This window comes from Streptomyces albicerus, from assembly GCF_008905045.1.
Lineage (GTDB): Bacteria > Actinomycetota > Actinomycetes > Streptomycetales > Streptomycetaceae > Streptomyces > Streptomyces albicerus.
The window spans coordinates 1-16474 of sequence record NZ_VWMY01000068.1; the positions used below are offsets into that span (position 1 = coordinate 1).

General features: G+C 70.5%; 12 protein-coding genes. 9 read left to right on the plus strand and 3 right to left on the minus strand.

From position 1 onward, the window contains the following. The coding region (locus GAS53_RS43235) for a non-ribosomal peptide synthetase (RefSeq protein ID WP_192583529.1) at window positions 1–4021 on the minus strand (4021 nt) is incomplete at its 3' end. A gap of 1120 nt (window positions 4022–5141) precedes the next feature. Between GAS53_RS43235 and GAS53_RS43240 the strand changes: the two genes are divergently transcribed. Together GAS53_RS43240 and GAS53_RS43250 are read left to right on the plus strand one after the other, a co-directional pair. Continuing rightward, window positions 5142–7406: an MMPL family transporter gene (locus GAS53_RS43240; RefSeq protein ID WP_192583530.1), complete on the plus strand. Its 2265-nt coding sequence runs from the start codon at window positions 5142–5144 to the stop codon at window positions 7404–7406. A 500-nt stretch (window positions 7407–7906) separates the two neighbouring features. Beyond that, entirely contained in the window at window positions 7907–9229 is a 1323-nt protein-coding gene (locus GAS53_RS43250) for an aminotransferase-like domain-containing protein (RefSeq protein WP_151483270.1), read from the plus strand. 52 nt (window positions 9230–9281) lie between these two features. On the opposite strand, the gene GAS53_RS43255 is transcribed toward GAS53_RS43250, so the two are convergent. Further along, window positions 9282–9536, minus strand: coding sequence for a hypothetical protein (locus GAS53_RS43255; protein WP_151483271.1), 255 nt, complete (start codon window positions 9534–9536; stop codon window positions 9282–9284). A gap of 280 nt (window positions 9537–9816) precedes the next feature. Here GAS53_RS43255 and GAS53_RS43260 point away from each other — a divergent pair, with 280 nt between their 5' ends. Together GAS53_RS43260 and GAS53_RS55595 are read left to right on the plus strand one after the other, a co-directional pair. Continuing rightward, the gene (locus GAS53_RS43260) at window positions 9817–10575 is read left to right on the plus strand and encodes a thioesterase II family protein (RefSeq protein ID WP_151483272.1); all 759 of its coding nucleotides are present in this window, start codon (window positions 9817–9819) and stop codon (window positions 10573–10575) included. Between the two features lie 129 nt (window positions 10576–10704). After that, on the plus strand, window positions 10705–10857 hold the full coding sequence (locus GAS53_RS55595; protein ID WP_192583531.1) for a hypothetical protein: 153 nt from the start codon (window positions 10705–10707) through the stop codon (window positions 10855–10857). Between the two features lie 98 nt (window positions 10858–10955). On the opposite strand, the gene GAS53_RS57055 is transcribed toward GAS53_RS55595, so the two are convergent. Further along, window positions 10956–11270 carry a hypothetical protein gene (locus GAS53_RS57055; RefSeq protein WP_225859442.1) on the minus strand — a complete coding sequence of 105 codons (315 nt, stop codon included), beginning with the start codon at window positions 11268–11270 and terminating at the stop codon, window positions 10956–10958. 380 nt (window positions 11271–11650) lie between these two features. Here GAS53_RS57055 and GAS53_RS43270 point away from each other — a divergent pair, with 380 nt between their 5' ends. The 5 genes from GAS53_RS43270 (at window position 11651) to GAS53_RS43285 (ending at window position 16138) form a co-directional block, all read left to right on the plus strand. Further along, window positions 11651–12172, plus strand: coding sequence for a GtrA domain-containing protein (locus GAS53_RS43270; RefSeq protein ID WP_151483273.1), 522 nt, complete (start codon window positions 11651–11653; stop codon window positions 12170–12172). 94 nt (window positions 12173–12266) lie between these two features. Then, on the plus strand, window positions 12267–13109 hold the full coding sequence (locus GAS53_RS43275; RefSeq protein ID WP_151483274.1) for a DUF4097 family beta strand repeat-containing protein: 843 nt from the start codon (window positions 12267–12269) through the stop codon (window positions 13107–13109). 525 nt (window positions 13110–13634) lie between these two features. After that, window positions 13635–13805: a hypothetical protein gene (locus GAS53_RS55600; RefSeq protein ID WP_192583532.1), complete on the plus strand. Its 171-nt coding sequence runs from the start codon at window positions 13635–13637 to the stop codon at window positions 13803–13805. A 316-nt stretch (window positions 13806–14121) separates the two neighbouring features. Beyond that, window positions 14122–15132 (plus strand): threonine ammonia-lyase, encoded by a 1011-nt coding sequence (locus GAS53_RS43280; protein WP_151483275.1) that lies wholly within the window; start codon window positions 14122–14124, stop codon window positions 15130–15132. Window positions 15133–15355: 223 nt separating this feature from the next. Beyond that, a complete protein-coding gene (locus GAS53_RS43285; protein ID WP_151483276.1) occupies window positions 15356–16138 on the plus strand; it encodes a thioesterase II family protein in 783 nt (260 codons plus the stop codon). The last annotated feature ends 336 nt before the right edge of the window (window positions 16139–16474 follow it).

Sequence of the window (16474 nt, forward strand, 5' to 3'; positions counted from 1 at the left end):
GTGCCATGACGCCCCTGGCGTCCGCCACGAAGAGCGTCCGCAGGCTCTCGTGCCGCGCGACCACGTCCCGCATCGCCAACGCCAGTGCATCTGCGTCGAGTTCACCGCTCAGGTGCAGCGTGTAGGACAAGTTGTACGTTGCCGAAGGCCCCTCGTAGCGGTCCAGGAACCACAGCCGGCTCTGCGCGTACGACAGCGGCACCCGCTCCGGCCGCACCCGGGCCCGCCGCAGCACCGGACGCGACGACCGCTCCCCCGCACCCAGATGCTCCGCGAGCAACGCCACGGTCGCCGACTCGAACACCACCCGAAGCGGCAGCTCCACCCCGAAGGCCGAGCGCATCCGGTTCGCCAGCTGTGTGGCAAGGAGTGAATGCCCGCCCAGGTCGAAGAAGTTGTCGTCGATCCCGACCTGCTCGACCCCGAGGAGGTCCTCGAACAGCTCGCACAGTGCCTCCTCCTGGGGCGTGCGAGGTGCGCGCCCGGTCGCCCCGCCCGCGTAGTCGGGCGCGGGCAGTGCTCGCCGGTCCAGCTTCCCGTTCGGGTTCAGCGGCACCTCGGCGAGGGCCACCACGGTCGACGGCACCATGTATGCGGGCAGCCGCTCGGCCACGTAGGCGCGCAGCTCGGCGGAGGCCGGCAAGGTGGTGCCCTCGGAGGGCACCGCATACCCCACCAGGCGCCGGTCGCCGCCCTGCTCATGACAGACGACCACAGCCTGTTCCACGCTCGGGTGCGCGCCCAACGCGGCCTGGACTTCGCCGAGTTCGATACGGAATCCGCGGATCTTGACCTGGTCGTCCGTGCGCCCGTGGAAGACCAATTGGCCGTCGGGGGCCCAGGTGACGACGTCGCCGGTGCGGTACATCCGGCGGCCGGGTGCGCCGAACGGGCAGGCCACGAAGCGTCCGGCCGTCAGGCCCGGCCGGCCGAGGTAGCCGCGTGCGAGCGCCTCGCCCGCCACGTACATCTCGCCTGCCACACCGGCCGGCACCGGGCGCAGCGCGTCATCGAGGACGTACATCCGGGTGTTGGCGATCGGCCGGCCGATGGGCGGAGTGCGGCCGTCGGCGATCAGGGGATCACTGAAGGTCACGATCGCCGTGGTCTCGGTCGGCCCGTAGGCGTTGACCATGTCCCGGCCCTCTGACCAGCCGGTCACCAGCTCGGGCGTGGCTGCGTCGCCGCCCACGGCGAGGGAGGCCACGCCCGGCAGTGTGCCGGGCGGCAGCGCCCCGAGGACGGCCGGCGGCAGGAAGACATGGGTCACCCGCTGCGCGGCGATCGTGTCGATCAGCGGGCTGCCCGGGGCGAGGTGCTCCTGGGGGGCGAGCACCAGGGTGGCCTCCGTGAAGAGAGCCATGCACACCTCGTAGACCGAGACGTCGAAGCTCGGCGAGGCGAACTGCAGCACGCGGCTCGCGGCCGTCAGGCCGAGCCGCGTCCGCTGCGTCGCGATCAGACTGGCCACCCCGACGTGAGTGACGGCCACACCTTTCGGCCGCCCGGTCGAACCCGACGTATAGATCACATACGCGGCGTTGGCGACGGACAGCGAACCGCCGGGCCGCTCCTCGTCAGTCACCGGAGTGCCGTCGTGCCGCGCCACCGCTGCGGCAGTCTCGGGGGCGTCCATCCGCAGGACGGGCACGGCGAGTTCGGGCAGCGCGTCCGCCGTGACGGTGTCCGCCAGGATCAGCAGGGTGCGGGAGTCCTCCAGCAGGTAGGCGATCCGGTCCGCAGGGTACGCGGAGTCCACCGGCAGATAGGTGCCGCCGGCCTTCATCACAGCGAGGAGCGCCACCACCAGGTCGGGCGAGCGCGGCAGCGATACCGCCACCACGGTCTCCGCCTCTACGCCGCGCCGGATCAGTTCGCGGGCGAGCCGGTTCGCCCGCGCGTCCAGTTCCCGGTACGTCAGCAACTTGTCGCCGCACTCGACCGTCACCGCGTCGGGTGTCGCGGCGGCCCGCTGCTCGAAGAGGCCGGGCACGGTGGCGGCCTCGACGGGCACGGCGGTGCCGTTGTGCCCGTGCAGCAGCAGGTCCCGCTCGACGGGTCCGAGCAGATCGAGGCGGGCGACGGGCAGGTCGGGGTCGGCAGCGATCTGCTGGAGGACGCGGGCCAGCCGCTCGGCGACGGTCTCGGCGCCGGCGCGGTCGAAGAGGTGACGCTGGTACTGCACGGCCACCTGGAGGTGGGGCTCGGTGTTGACGGTGACCGTCAGCGGGTAGTGGGTGCCGGCGGACGAACGGACACCGGTGATCTCGATGCCTGCGTCGGCACCACCTTGGTGGTCCACGCCCTGGTTGCCCACCGTGTACGACTCGGACGTCACCAGGGTGTCGAACAGGACGCTCGTGCCGGTGGCCCGGTGGATGTCGGCGAGGCCGCAGTGGTCGCTGGAGAGCGCCTCCTGCCGCTCCCGCATCCCGCGCAGCAGATCGGCCACGGTGTCCGTGGGCGCGAGCCGTACCCGCACCGGGAGCGTGTTGACGAACAGCCCGGCCATCGAGGCCACGCCGGGCACCGCCTCCGGGCGTCCTGGCACGGTCGCCCCGAACACCACATCCTGCTGCCCGGTCAGCCCGGCGAGCAGCAGCGCCCAGGCGCCCTGCACCACGGTGTCCAGGGGAACGTCCAACTCGGCGGCCCGCCTGGACAGTTCACGCACCCCGCCTGCGGGCAGGGCCACCTCGACTTCGCCGACCCCTGCGGACTCAGGCCCGCCCACCCCGGATCCGGATCCGACCACGGGGGCCAGCAGTGTCGGGTCCTCCACCCCCGCCAGCTCCTCGGCCCACCCGCGGGCCGCCGCCTCCCGGTCCTGCCCGGACAACCACACCAGGAAGTCCCGGTACTCAGCCACGCGCGGCAGCACGGAAGCGTCCCCACCGGCCGCATACAGGTGCAGCAGATCCTGCATCAGCACGGGCAACGACCAGCCGTCGAACAGCAGATGATGAGCCGTCAGCACCAGCTCGAACCGCTCGGTGCCCACCTTCGCCAGCGCCATCCGCAGCAACGGCGGCACCGTCACATCGAAGTGGCTCCTCAAGTCCTGCGCGAGGAAGGCTTCGAACGCCGCACCCGGCTCGCGCTCCGTCCGCATCTCCTGGGCCAGGTCCACTTCACGCCAGGGCAGCTCCACCCCGTCGACGACCACCTGCACCGATGTGCCGTCGGCGCCCGGCACGAAGGCCGTCCGCAGATTGGCGTACCGGTCGAGCAGCACCTGACCTGCCGCCCGCATCCGCTCCCCCGCCACCGGCCCGCGCAACTGGATGACGAACTGCATCTGGTAGGCCCCCCGCGACGCATCGTCGAGGAGCGTGTGGAAGAGCAGCCCCGACTGCAGCGAGGTCAGCGGCCACACCTCCGCCAGCCCCGGATACCGTCGCTCCCACGTTTCGATCTCGCGCCAGCTCACCGGCGCCAGCGACACCCCGACCGCCCCGATCCGCCGGCCGGGCTCGGCCATCACCTGGCGTACGACCTGCACGAACCGCTCCGCGAGCGACTCTGCGGCTGCCCGGCCGTACACGTCAGCGTCGTACCGGAGCGTGCCGACCAACCCGCCCCCGGAGGGGTCAGGGAGAGGACTGAGCAGTCCGGACGGGACGTCCTCGGGGGCCATCGCGCTCCCGACCCGATCCCGTACACGCGTCACCAGCGCGGCGAACGACGACTCGTCATCAGTTGGATCCACCCGCAGTACCGATGCGTCGGCGCCGAGCCACACCAGCCCCGCGGCACCCTCGTCGGGCCCGCCGGCCACGGGCAGTCCCACCGCGAGGCCGGCACCCCCACCGAGCCGGTGCAGCAGCACCGCGAGCGCCGCCTGCAGCACCATGGGCACCGTGGCGTCGCACTCACCGGCCAACTCCTCGACTGCGCACAGGAGTTCGCGGTCAAGTTCGAACTCCACCGAGTCACCGGCGCACTGGGGATCTCCCGGCTCACCCATGCCGTACCAGTGCGGCGAGGCAAAGCGGCCGAGTTCGTACGGAGAGGTAGCCACGGGGAACCGCACTCCCATCTAGTGGGGCAGAAGCAGTACGCCCCTGCGCGGCAATGCAGCCGGGACAGGGGCGGGGCACCAACCGACCATGACAAACGGCGCACCTTATGGCCCGGTTTCTCCAGCGGCTCGGTAGCCCACCTCAAGCTGGGGTCAAGTTCCGGCGGATCACCGGGCGGCTGTGCGTCGATGGCGTTCCCGTCCAGCACGGGCAGCCCGGCCCGGTGGACCCTCGACACGAGAAGTGCCAGGCCAGCATGATGAGCCGCACGCCCTTCGCGATCTTGCCCGCCATTGGCCGTCAGCACCCTCGGCGCGGGCCGCCATTGCCTCCACCACTCGCCGGCCCCCTGTTTGTGCCGCATGCGGGGACGCTGGCCCGCCTGGTGCAACGGGGCGCGCACCTCGCCCTTCGCGGCGCACGTCCGGGTGGAGGCCGAGGAGGCTTGTGAGCGAGCCGGACGACACCGCCAGCTACCAGGTGATCACGGTACTGGGGCAGCGGTGAACCTGACGCCAGGTCTCGGCGAGTGGAGTGCCTCCGCTCTCCGAGATCGACAAATGGGGTGCGTCGTGCGGAGGTCGAGGGTGCCGTGCCGCGGTGGCCGGTTCGGTTGTCGCGGTGGGCTCCAGCAGGTCAGTGAACCGGAGGCCGGTGGTAAGCCACGGCCCTCCGGACGAATCTTGAGTCGTTTCTCAGGCGAGCCCGGCGGCCGATGCATCGGTCGGATGCCGGGTCGGCCGTCGGGCGTCCCAGGGTCGACACGCTCTGCGTGCTGCTCGAATGCACCGGCGAAGAACGCTTCGAACCCTGCGCAAAGCTCCGCCAGTTGGTCGTCGACGGAAAACGTCGGGCGCGAGGAGCGGCCGGGGTTTCCACACGTGTCCGACGTCGGCGCAGGGCGCGTATCGGCGCAGGTGACGTGCGACGGCTGGCCGGAACTGATCCGTCTGCTCGACGTCCGCTCGAGGGACAGTCCAGGCCCTCCGGAGAAGGTGGCTCTTCGACCGCGCACTGGGTCAGCGTGTGGGCATGTCAAAGTCCACCACCCGGTCCTCCCCCCGGGTGGTCGGCCGCATGCGTCCCCCTGCCCCCCACTCAATGGGAGTGCGGTTTCCCGTGGCTACCTTCCTGTACAAACTCGGCCGCTTCGCCTTCAGGCGACGCGGCCTTGTCACCCTGCTGTGGGTGCTGATCGTCTGCGGCGTCGGTGCCGCGGCCTCGTCTGCTCCCACACCGCCGACCGAACAGTTCTCGATGCCGGGCACCGAGTCGCAGAAGGCGTTCGACCTGCTCGAGGAGAAGTTCCCGGACGCCGGCGCCGACGGTGCCACCGCCCGTGTGGTGATCCGCGCGCCCGAGGGCAAACCGATCGCCGACGAGAAGGCGGCGATCGGCGAGCTCGTCGGCGAGCTCGGCAAGGCGCCCCAAGTGGCCGCCGTCGCCGACCCGTTCAAGGCCGACTCGATCAGCGAGGACGGCCGCACCGCCTATGCCGTGGTGACCTACAAGGTCGCCGCACCCGACCTCACCGACGAGGCGCACGACGCGCTCACCGAGGCCACCGACCGGGCCCGCGACGGCGGCCTGACCGTCGAGGCGGGCGGTGACGCGGTCGCGATCGAGCAGACCATGTCCGGCACCGGTGAGCAGATCGGTGTGCTGATCTCGGCCATCGTCCTGCTGGTCACCTTCGGCTCGTTCATCGCCGCCGGTATGCCACTGCTCACCGCCCTGATCGGGGTGGGCGTCGGCGTCTCCGCCATCACCGCGCTCGGCTCCACCCTCGGGCTGTCCGCCACGACATCGACCCTGGCGATGATGATCGGCCTGGCGGTCGGCATCGACTACGCCCTGTTCGTCGTCTCCCGCTACCGCGCCGAGATCGCCGAGGGCCGCACCCCCGAGGAGGCCGCGGGCCGCGCGACCGGCACCGCCGGTTCGGCCGTCGTCTTCGCCGGACTCACCGTTATCATCGCGCTGGCCGGCCTCGCGGTCGTCAACATCCCGATCCTCACCAAGATGGCCCTCGCCGCGGCCGGTACGGTCGCCGTCGCCGTGCTGATCGCGGTCACCTTCGTGCCCGCCCTGCTCGGCTTCGCACCGCGCCGGGTGCTGCGGGTCGCCGACCGCCGCCTCGTCCAGGCCAAGAAGCCGCTGTCGGCGCGCAAGCTGCGCAAGTCCGAGAAGAAGGCCGCGAAGCTGGCCGCGCGGACCAAGCCGAACCTGTCCACCCGCTGGGCCTCCTTCGTGGTGCGCCACCCGCTCGGGGTGCTCTTCCTCGCGGTGGTCGGCCTCGGCGCGGTCGCCCTGCCCGCCACCAAGCTGGAGCTCGGCCTGCCCGGCGAGGGCACGATGGCGACCGACACCACCCAGCGCAAGGCGTACGACCTGCTGTCCGACTCCTTCGGGCCCGGCTTCAACGGCCCGCTGACGGTGACCGTCGAGGGCAAGGACGCGGCCGCCGCCGGCGACAAGGTCGGCGAGACCCTCAAGAAGACCGCGGGCGTCGACTCGGTCTCCAAGGCCACCGCCAACAAGGCGGGCGACACCGCCCTCTTCAGCATCGTCCCGAAGACCGGCCCGACCGACGCCAAGACCGAACAGCTGGTCAAGGACATCCGCGCGAAGGCCACCACGCTCGCGGCGTCCGCGGGCGCCACCGAGATCCTGGTGACCGGCCAGAGCGCGCTGTTCATCGACTTCTCGCAGACCCTGTCCGACGCGCTGCTGCCCTACCTGGGCCTGGTGGTCGGCCTGGCCTTCCTGCTGCTGCTGTTGGTGTTCCGCTCGATCCTGGTCCCGCTGAAGGCGGCGCTCGGCTTCCTGCTCTCGGTGAGCGCGGCACTCGGCGCGTTGGTCGCGGTGTTCCAGTTGGGCTGGGCCGCCGACTTCTTCGGCATCGAGCAGACCGGCCCGATCATGACGACGCTGCCGATCTTCATGATCGGTGTGGTCTTCGGTCTCGCCATGGACTACGAGGTCTTCCTGGTCACGCGGATGCGTGAGGCGTACGTCCACGGCGCTCCGGCGAAGGAGGCCATCGTCACCGGCTTCCATCACAGCGGCCGGGTGGTCGTGGCCGCCGCGATCATCATGATCAGCGTCTTCTCGGGCTTCATCGTGGAAGACGAGGACCTGGTCGCGATGATGGGCTTCGGCCTTGCCTCAGCCGTCCTGTTCGACGCCTTCGTGGTCCGGATGGCGATCGTGCCCGCCGTGCACTCGCTGCTCGGCGACGCCGCCTGGTGGCTGCCGAAGTGGCTCGGCCGGCTGCTGCCGAACGTGGACGTCGAGGGCGAGAAGCTGCAGCAGCGGCTGCAGTCCGGCCCGCCACACATCCCGCAGAACAGGCCGGAACACGAGCGCAACCTCGTGCACTGAAGCGATACACGGATGAACAACCACGGCCCGGCGCGACCTGCTTTGGTCGCGCCGGGCTGTTCGTTGTGTACGGGCCCCAGGAGCTGCTGGTGCTCACCACCGATGCCGACGGCGGTCGCCCGCCGAGAGTGGTGCTCGCCGGAACCTGCGCGGACGAGCGGGAGCGGGTCCGCGGCCTCACCCGATCTCAAGGACGTCTGATCGCCGCAGCACCGGTCAACTGCCGGAGGGCCCAGTCCGTTCATCTTCCGTCGTTCTTCGAGTGTTTCTCGTTCGAGGTCGTCCAGCGTGGCTGTCACACGTGTGACTTCATGCCCTGAGCTGCAACCATCTGGAGAGCCATGTCCCGTCGTCTGTTCACCTCGGAGTCCGTCACCGAGGGGCCACCCCGACAAAATCGCCGATTGGATCAGTGACACCATCCTCGACGCGCTGCCGGTTCCTCTCTGCGGTCCCACCACGACAGTGACCTTGTCCACCGAGCCCCGGGGGCGTCTTCCATGACCAACCACAGCCTCGCGAGGCCGCAGAGCGGCCGCAACGTCCCCGACCCCCACCTCGGCCGGTACGCCGTGCGCACCGCGGGCATGACGGCCTCGGAGATCCGGGCGTTGTTCGCGGTCGCCAGCAGGCCGGAGGTGGTCTCGCTGGCCGGCGGCATGCCGAACCTGGCCGCGCTGCCGCTGCAAACGCTCTCGGCGCAGGTCGCGCAGATCATCGCGGAGGACGGCCTGACGGCGCTGCAGTACGCGTCGGCGCACGGCCTGCCGCTGCTGCGGGACCAGATCTGCGACGTGATGGCGCTGGAGGGCATCAACGCGCACCCGGACGACGTCGTGGTGACGGTCGGCTCGCAGATGGGCCTCGACCTGGTGACCCGGCTGTTCTGCGACCCGGGTGACGTGGTGGTGGCCGAGGGCCCCTCGTACGTCGGCGCGCTGGGCTCGTTCGCCGCGTACCAGGCGCAGGTCGTGCATGTGGCGATGGACGAGCACGGCCTGGTGCCGGAGGGGCTGCGGGCGGCGCTGCGGCGGGCCGGGGACGCCGGGCAGCGTGTGAAGCTGCTGTACACGATCCCGAACTTCCACAACCCGGCCGGCGTGACGCTGGCGGTCGAGCGGCGGGAGGAGATTCTGGAGATCTGCCGCACGTTCGACGTGCTGGTGGTCGAGGACAACCCGTACGGCCTGCTCGGCTTCGACGGCCAGACCTACCCGGCACTGCGCTCGCTGGACCCGGACAACGTGGTGTACCTGGGCTCGTTCTCGAAGACGTTCGCCTCCGGCCTGCGGGTCGGCTGGGTGCTGGCGCCGCACGCGGTGCGGGAGAAGCTGGTGTGGGCCATGGAGTCGGCGACGCTGTGCCCGCCCACGCTGAACCAGATGATCGTGTCGCGCTACCTAGCCACGCAGGACTGGAAGGGCCAGATCAAGGCGTTCCAGGAGAACTACCGCGAGCGCCGTGACGCGATGCTGTCCGCACTGGAGCAGTATCTGCCGCCGGGCTGCACGTGGACGAAGCCGGACGGCGGGTTCTACGTGTGGGTGACGGTGCCGGAGGGCGTGGACACGAAGGCGATGCTGCCGCGCGCGGTGACCGCCCGGGTGGCGTACGCGTCGGGCACCGGGTTCTCCACGGACGGGTTCGGCAGCCGCCAGATGCGGTTGTCCTACTGCTACCCGCCGCCGGAGCGGATCCGCGAGGGCGTGCGCCGGCTGGCCGCGGTGCTGGAGTCCGAAATGGACCTCGCGCGCACCTTCGGCAGCGTGGGTTCCCACCGGATACCGGGGCCGCAGACGCCCTGGCCGGATGCGGTCCGATGACAGCAGCCGGGGCTCCGACGGCCTCGGCTCCCCGGTGTTTCTCGAACCAGGCTCAGAGTCCCGGCACGACGAGGAAGGCGTCCCCGCCTTGTGGCGAGGGCCTGTGCCAGCCGGCGACGGTCCAGGTGTCGCCCCCGTCCGGCAGCGCGGACTCGCTTGTGCGGTCGCCCGGCGTGGGCTTGAGCGCCGGCTCTCCACCGCCCTGCGAGCACCCGTCGAGGGCGGGGCGGGATTCTCGGATCGTGAGCTCCGATACGGACGGGCGCGAGCCCTCGCGGGGCACGAACCGCCCGCCGGCGCCCCACATCCCCCGAGGGCACCGGCGGGCCGTTTCTCTGCCCGCGGTCGGTTCGGTCGGTGTGACCGGCAGCGGCAGGTCCGGCCTGCAGGGCCCTCGAGCTCGACGCCGATGCGGAGTGCCCGCCCCCCAAGTGGCGTGCGTCGGACGGCAGTCGGGGTGTGTTCAAGTGTCCGGCGCGGGGTGCGGGGCGGGTCTGGCTGCGCGGCGGCGAGCAGTTCGACGCGCTCGATCTGCCGACTGAATCAAACAGTTGACCGGTAGGTCGGCGCAGACGAAGGGATATACCGTGAACAGCACATGGTTCCGGCGCTTCACCACCGCGGGCAATGGGCCGCGGCTCGTGTGCTTCCCCCATGCGGGGGGCTCCGCGACGGCGTACAGGCCCCTGGCGCGTGCGCTGCCTGCGGACTTCGACGTGTTGTCCGTGCAGTACCCAGGGCGCCAGGACCGGTATTGCGAGGCACCGTTCACGGCTCTGGCCCCGCTCGTCGAGGCAGTGGCCGAGGAGCTGACCCACGTACTGGCCGAGGACTCCGGGCGGCCGTACGCCCTGTTCGGCCACAGCATGGGCGCGCTCGTCGCGTTCGAGACGGCCCGGCTGCTCGCCCGGGGCAAACTGCCCGGTCCCCAGCGGCTGTTCCTCTCCGGCCGGAGCGCGCCGGACGTCCGGATCAGCGCCCGCTACGACCTCTACGACGACGCCGACGTGCTGGCCGAGGTGCGCAGGCTGGGCGGCACCGATCAGACCATGCTCGACAACCCTGACGTCATGGAGATGGTGCTGCCGGCGCTGCGAGCCGACTACCGGGCCATCGGCACGTACAGCTGGCGCGGGGGAGAACCGCTCGCCGCTCCGATGACCGTCCTCGTCGGGAACCGCGACCCGATGGTGACGGTTCAGCAGGCTCAGGCATGGCGGGAGCACACCAGCGGCGACGTCGCTCTGAAGGTCTTCCCCGGCGACCACTTCTACCTCTTCGACCACCTCGGCCAGGTCGCCGCGGCCGTCACCGAAGGGCTGCTCACCGCAGCCTCCGCTTCCTGACCGGCCGCCAGCCGGTTGCGCGGACATGCCGAAGAGAGTCGAGGAGACTGGCACTGCTTGTTCCTGGCCCTCGCCGCACCCAGGTGTATCGCTCACGGGCGTTGTTGTTCACAGTGCCGGGTCTCGAGCATGGCGAAGACCTCCGGTCTGGTGGAGGTGTCGAGTCTTCACCGCCCGGAGGTCTTCGTGTCCCACCGCAATGTCCGGCTGCCCGTTCACGGCAGGGCGGACACCGGGTTCGCCGATGGCGAGGACACGACCTGCTCCAGGCCCTGCACGTGAATCGCAGGTCCCTCGGGACGGACTGCCGGGTCGTCGGCGACGACCGACGGATCTCGATCGCGGTGAACCCGGCCGGACAGCCCCGGCCCTCCATCCCATCAAACGGCGCCGAGAGGTCGGTGATCTTGCAGGCCATCACAGCCAGGGCAGGGCTGGGGCTCGCCCGTGTGGGCCCGGGCGGCTGCTTCGATGGCGACGCTGACGGTGCCGCGGAAGCTGTCGGCCTCGGCCGGATCCTGCTTCTTGGGCAGACTCATCGCTGCCGTCAGGGCCGGCAGCACCTGGTCGGCGCAGCTTCCCGCCCTCCGGCTTCTCCGCGAGCACGTGCCCGACAAGGCCGGCCGCTGCGAGCCGGCGCCGTATACAGCGGCCAGCAGGGTGAGCTTGTCCCGACCGATCAGGGAAACGGACATGGTTGGGGGCTGCCTTACGTCGTACGCCGTACCCGGCGTCGCTCCGTTTTCCATGGCTCCGCTATGGCGCACACCTGGCACCACATCGAACCAAATGCGCACATGTGGGCCACAATGGAGCCACTGCTCCAGCGCAGCCCACAAGACGCAGACCAAATCCCAGGCCGAGCATGAGCATGATGAGCGTTCCCACTGAGTCGCCGACCTGCACATTTGTCGCCCCGCTTCCCGCCATGGCGTCACCGATGACACGAGTGGCATCACATGCAGCTTCATTTGGCGCCATTAATGTGCCATGATGACGTCATCGGTAGCGCATCCCTCGGCTTCGCAGGCCGAGGGTGCGTGTTTCGCAAAGTGGGCGATCAAAGGAGCGGACCATGGGGGCAACGCAGAGCCGGCAGCAGGCGGCACCCGGTGCCTTCGCTGCCTTCGCCCGCTTCGTGTGCTGCGGCGGCGGGGTGGGGCTCGCCTCCAGCTTCGCCGTGACGGGCCTCGCCTCCTGGATCCCCTGGGTCCTGGCCAACGCCGTGATCACCGTGGTCTCCACACTGCTGGCCACCGAGCTGCACGCCCGCTTCACCTTCGGCGCGGGCGGGCGCGCGACCTGGCGCCAGCATGCGCAGTCCGGCGGGTCCGCGGCGGCCGCGTACGCGGTGACCTGCGTGGCGATGCTCGTTCTGCAACAGCTGGCGGCATCACCCGGTGCGGTGCTCGAGCAGGTCGTCTACCTGTCCGCCTCCGCACTCGCCGGTGTCGCACGGTTCGCGGTGCTGCGCCTCGTCGTCTTCGCACGCAACCGCCCACAGACCGCGGCCACCGCCCCCACCCCTCCCGTACACGCCCTCCTGACCCGCACCGCGGCACCGGCCGACCCAGCGGCGCTCTGCCACGCCGCCTGACCGTTCCGCAGCCGCGGCCCTGCCAGCACCACTTTCACCCACACCACGTCCCACCAGCGGGGACGACCCAACGACTCATGAGGACGGGACAGCCATGCCTTCTTTCGACACCCCCGAACCGATCTCGGCCACCGCGCACGTGGAGGCCGGTACCATCCAGTTCACCGCGGGCGACCGTCTCGACACCGTCATCGAGGTGCGGCCCCGCGACCCGAAAAAGGACCAGGACCTGCGGGCGGCCAAGCAGACCGAGGTCACCTACGCGAGCGGTGTACTGACCGTCAGGACACCCAAGGCCAATCTGCTCGGCCGCACCGGCACCGTCGACGTGACGGTCGAACTGCCCACGGGCTCACGGATCGACATGACCGGTGGCTGGGCCCAGGTGCTCGGCGAGGGCCGGCTCGGCCAGGTCCGCGTGAAGACCTCATCGGGTGAGGTCCGCCTCGGCACCACCGGGCCGCTCCAGGCAACCGCGCCGAACGGTTCGATCAGTGTGGACCGCGTCGAGGGCATGGCCGAGATCACCACCAGCTCCGGCAGCCTGCGCGTCGGCCTCGTCGACGGCCCCGCCGTCCTGAAGAACTCGCACGGCACCACGACCGTCGGTGCCGCGACCGGCGAGCTGCGGGTGAGCGGCGCCAACGGCGACATCGACATCGCGCGCGCCGAGGGCTCGGTCGCCGCCACCACTACCAACGGCACCCTGCGCGTGGGTGAAGTGGCCCGCGGCACCGTTCAGCTGGAGACCTCCTACGGCGCCATCGAGGTCGGCATCCGCGAGGGCACGGCCGCCTGGCTCGACGTCAGCTCGGGCTTCGGCCAGGTGCGCAACACGCTCTCCACGTCCGAGACCCCGGAGAAGACCGAGGACACCGTCGAGGTCCGCGCCCGCACCCAGCACGGCAACATCAACATCCGCCGCGCCACGGCCTGAGCACCAATCCCCAACCGGCCCCGTCTCCCTCACCCCCTTCAGCCTTCGAACGGAGGACACCATGCCCTCTTCTGTCAGGCCCGCGTCCAGGCGGACCGGCGGTGGTGCCTGGGCCTGACCGCGCTCGGCTGCTTCTGGTCCAAGTCCGTGTTCAACCGCGACCCGAAGTAGCCGGGACGACCGCGCCGACTGCCTCCCGCAGCTCGTCCCGCCGCAGGGCGGCGTACTCCGACACCGGCGTCGGAGTACGCCGCCCCATCCGCGATCCCGGCCGCCCACCAGAAGGGGCGAACGCCGCCGCTGCGAAGGGGGCGAGCGCGCATCGTCGCTCCAGTCCTCGTCACGAGTCGCTTTGGTCGCCGGCAGGCCGCGACGTCACCCGGAGACAGCTGAACGCCCAGGACGGCTTCGGCCGTCACACGAAGGCCCCCTCACGAACGAGGGGGCCTTCGTCGTTCCAGAGTGCCGGTCGCGGGCGCAGCTCAGCGTGGAGCTGAGCGTCGTCTGCTGCCATACGCCGAATTCGTGCCGGCTGGGATCACCGGTGCGACCGACGATCTGACCGTCATGGTTGATGCCCCGGGCATCCGCGATCCGCGCCACAACGCGTGGCTGGCCGTCGCGATCCCACAGCACGCTTCGAGCATTCCTCACGGCCACGTCATATCGCAGGAAGCAAAGCCCGGTTCGCCATGAATGCTCTACACCAAGCTACTTGAGGCCCTCAAACACAGAGAAGATATTTCGCTCCCGGAAGGCCCCACGTCTGGGCAGGATTGCATTTCCATCGGGCGCGCGGCCAACGTGGACCGGCACAATGAACCATTAAGTACGCCCCCTTGGCCGACGCGCACCGATGTAGCAACACATCCGTGTGGCTGGGCATGCGTGTCCCGTCGGCGGGACACGCATGGAAGCCCCGCCGAATGCGTATGCCGTTGTTTCGCTCCCTGCCTGCGCAGGTCCCGCCGCGTGAGGGCACCCCGAACTCGCAGAGAAACGGAGAGGCATCATGTCGGTCGGTGTGAATGTCGTGGCTGTCGCCGGGCAGCCGCAGCTGCTGAGTTATGACGGAGTGCACGACGCCCGGCGGCGTATCGCCGGCCGTGTGGTGCATACGCCCGTCGTGCGCAGCGAGGAACTGGAGCGGGTGGCCGGCGCCCGGCTGTGGCTGAAGGCGGAGAACCTCCAGCGGGGCGGCTCCTTCAAAATGCGCGGCGCGCTGCTTGCCGTGGAGCAGCTGATGGGGGCCGGCAGCCGGGGGGTGGTCGCGCAGTCCACCGGCAACCACGGCATAGCCGTGGCCCTGGCCGCCGCCCAGTACCGGCTTCCGGCCGTGCTGGTGCTGCCCACCGACGCCGCTGTGACCAAGGTGCGGCGCATCCGTGAAACCGGCGCCGAGGTGCTCCAGGCGGGCACCACACTGGCCGAGCGGATCGCGGTGGTCGACAAGCTCAAGACCACCCGCGGCCTGGACGAGATCGACCCCTACCAGAACCCCGGCGTGGTGGCCGGCCAGGGAACCGCCACCGCGGACCTGCTGGACCAGGTGAACGCGGCCGGCGGCCGCCTGGACGCGGTGGTGCTGCCCGTCGGGGGCGGCAGCGCGGTGGCCGGCGCCTGCCTGGCCACCGCGGGGCAGGGCATCGACGTCTACGGCGCCGAGCCCAGCGCCGTCCCGGCCCTGACCGCGGCGCTGCGCGCCGGGGGGCCCGTCACCGTGGACGCCCACCCCACCATCGCCGACGGACTGCGCCCCGACCGCATCGGCCAACTCCCCTACGCCCTGGCCCACGACACCGTCACCGGGGTCTACACGATCGAGGAGAGCGCCATCGCCGAAGCACTGCGCCTGGTCCTCGTCCACGCCCGCCTGCTCATCGAGCCCGCCGCCGCCACCGCCGTGGCCGGCGCCCTGCGCCTGGCCGCCGAGGGCCACGCCCAGGACATCGGAGTTTTGGTCTCGGGCGGCAACATCGACACCAGCCTCGTCGCCTCCCTCCTGAACCACCAACCCACCTGAACACGCCAAGGTCCGCCGGACTTCGATGCTGTCATCGAGTTCCGCCCCGGATAACCCGGTGTACCACCCGCGCCGGGCCGAGTGACACACCGTGCGCGAATATGGATCGCCCTCAGAAAGGAGGGGCTGTTCGGGTTATCGGCTCCTTCCCCTCCAGCTCCACTACGCTCGGACCGCTCCCGCATCGCGGGCTGAAATCGGTAAACTTATAGAAGGGTTGGGTATGACAGGGTCGACGAAATTCGACGGGGAGTGGATACACCGCTTCCACCCCACCGACGACAGTGAATTCCGAATCGTCTGCTTCCCGCACGCCGGGGGCTCGGCGAGCTACTTCTACGGCCTGTCGGAAGCTCTCTCACCGGAACTGGACGTGCTCGCCGTCCAGTACCCGGGACGGCAGGACCGGCGTGCCGAGGGCTGCGTCGAGAACTTCGCCGAACTCGCCAACCTCACCTACGCGGCACTGCGTCGCTCCGAGGACGGCCGGCCCACCGTCTTCTTCGGCCACAGCATGGGCTCCATCCTCGCCTTCGAGGTGGCCCGCCGCTACCAGGACGACGCCGGCACCCCGCCCGCCTGGCTGCTCGCCTCCGGCTACCCCCCGCCCTCCCTGCTGCGCGGCGGAACGGTTCACCGCCGCGACGACGACGGCATCATCGACGAACTGCGCTCCGTCGGCGGCACCGACCCCGCCTACCTGGAGAACAAGCATCTGAGGGCCTCCATCCTCTACGCCGTCCGTGGCGACTACACGGCCATCGAGACCCACCCCCGCATCACCGGTGTCCGGCTCGGCTGCCCCGTCACCATGCTGGTCGGCACCGACGACCCGCACACCACGACCGCCGAGGCCGAAGCCTGGCAGGAGCACACCACCGGCGAGTTCTCCCTTCACGTCTTCCAGGGCGGCCACTTCTACCTCGACCAGCACAGCCAGGAGATCACCGACATCATCTCCGGCACCGTCCAAGACCTCACCGCAGCCCGGAAAGCAGTCCGCTAGGTTCTGTCGTTTCGGTACGGATCCCGCGCCGTCGCAGGTGGTCGCGGACGGCGCGGGAGGAGCGGGCGCGACCGCCCGACAGTAATGGGGCCGGCACGTTGCCGCCCGGATGGGGGTCGTGGCCCTGGTACTGCCCCCGAGCCGCGCGAACGTCGCGGCCGGCCGTTCGACCAGCCCGGCCACGGTGTCACGGTCGAATCAGATGGCGCTGGCACGCCAGGGTCCCGCTCAGCTGCGGATCGGCCTCACGCCGGCGGCCGACGGGTAGCGGGCCGTTGACCATGCTGACCCCGGTGATCGCGATCTCACTGGTGTCAAAGACACGCCGGCCGGGCT

What these genes read in the sequence shown, in the direction of transcription:
- GAS53_RS57055 (WP_225859442.1), bottom strand. Translation starts at nt 11,270, where the DNA reads ATGTCCGTTTCCCTGATCGGTCGGGACAAGCTCACCCTGCTGGCCGCT.
- GAS53_RS43280 (WP_151483275.1), top strand. Translation starts at nt 14,122, where the DNA reads ATGTCGGTCGGTGTGAATGTCGTGGCTGTCGCCGGGCAGCCGCAGCTG.
- GAS53_RS43250 (WP_151483270.1), top strand. Translation starts at nt 7,907, where the DNA reads ATGACCAACCACAGCCTCGCGAGGCCGCAGAGCGGCCGCAACGTCCCC.
- GAS53_RS43275 (WP_151483274.1), top strand. Translation starts at nt 12,267, where the DNA reads ATGCCTTCTTTCGACACCCCCGAACCGATCTCGGCCACCGCGCACGTG.
- GAS53_RS55595 (WP_192583531.1), top strand. Translation starts at nt 10,705, where the DNA reads ATGGCGAAGACCTCCGGTCTGGTGGAGGTGTCGAGTCTTCACCGCCCG.
- GAS53_RS43255 (WP_151483271.1), bottom strand. Translation starts at nt 9,536, where the DNA reads ATGTGGGGCGCCGGCGGGCGGTTCGTGCCCCGCGAGGGCTCGCGCCCG.
- GAS53_RS43285 (WP_151483276.1), top strand. Translation starts at nt 15,356, where the DNA reads ATGACAGGGTCGACGAAATTCGACGGGGAGTGGATACACCGCTTCCAC.
- GAS53_RS43270 (WP_151483273.1), top strand. Translation starts at nt 11,651, where the DNA reads ATGGGGGCAACGCAGAGCCGGCAGCAGGCGGCACCCGGTGCCTTCGCT.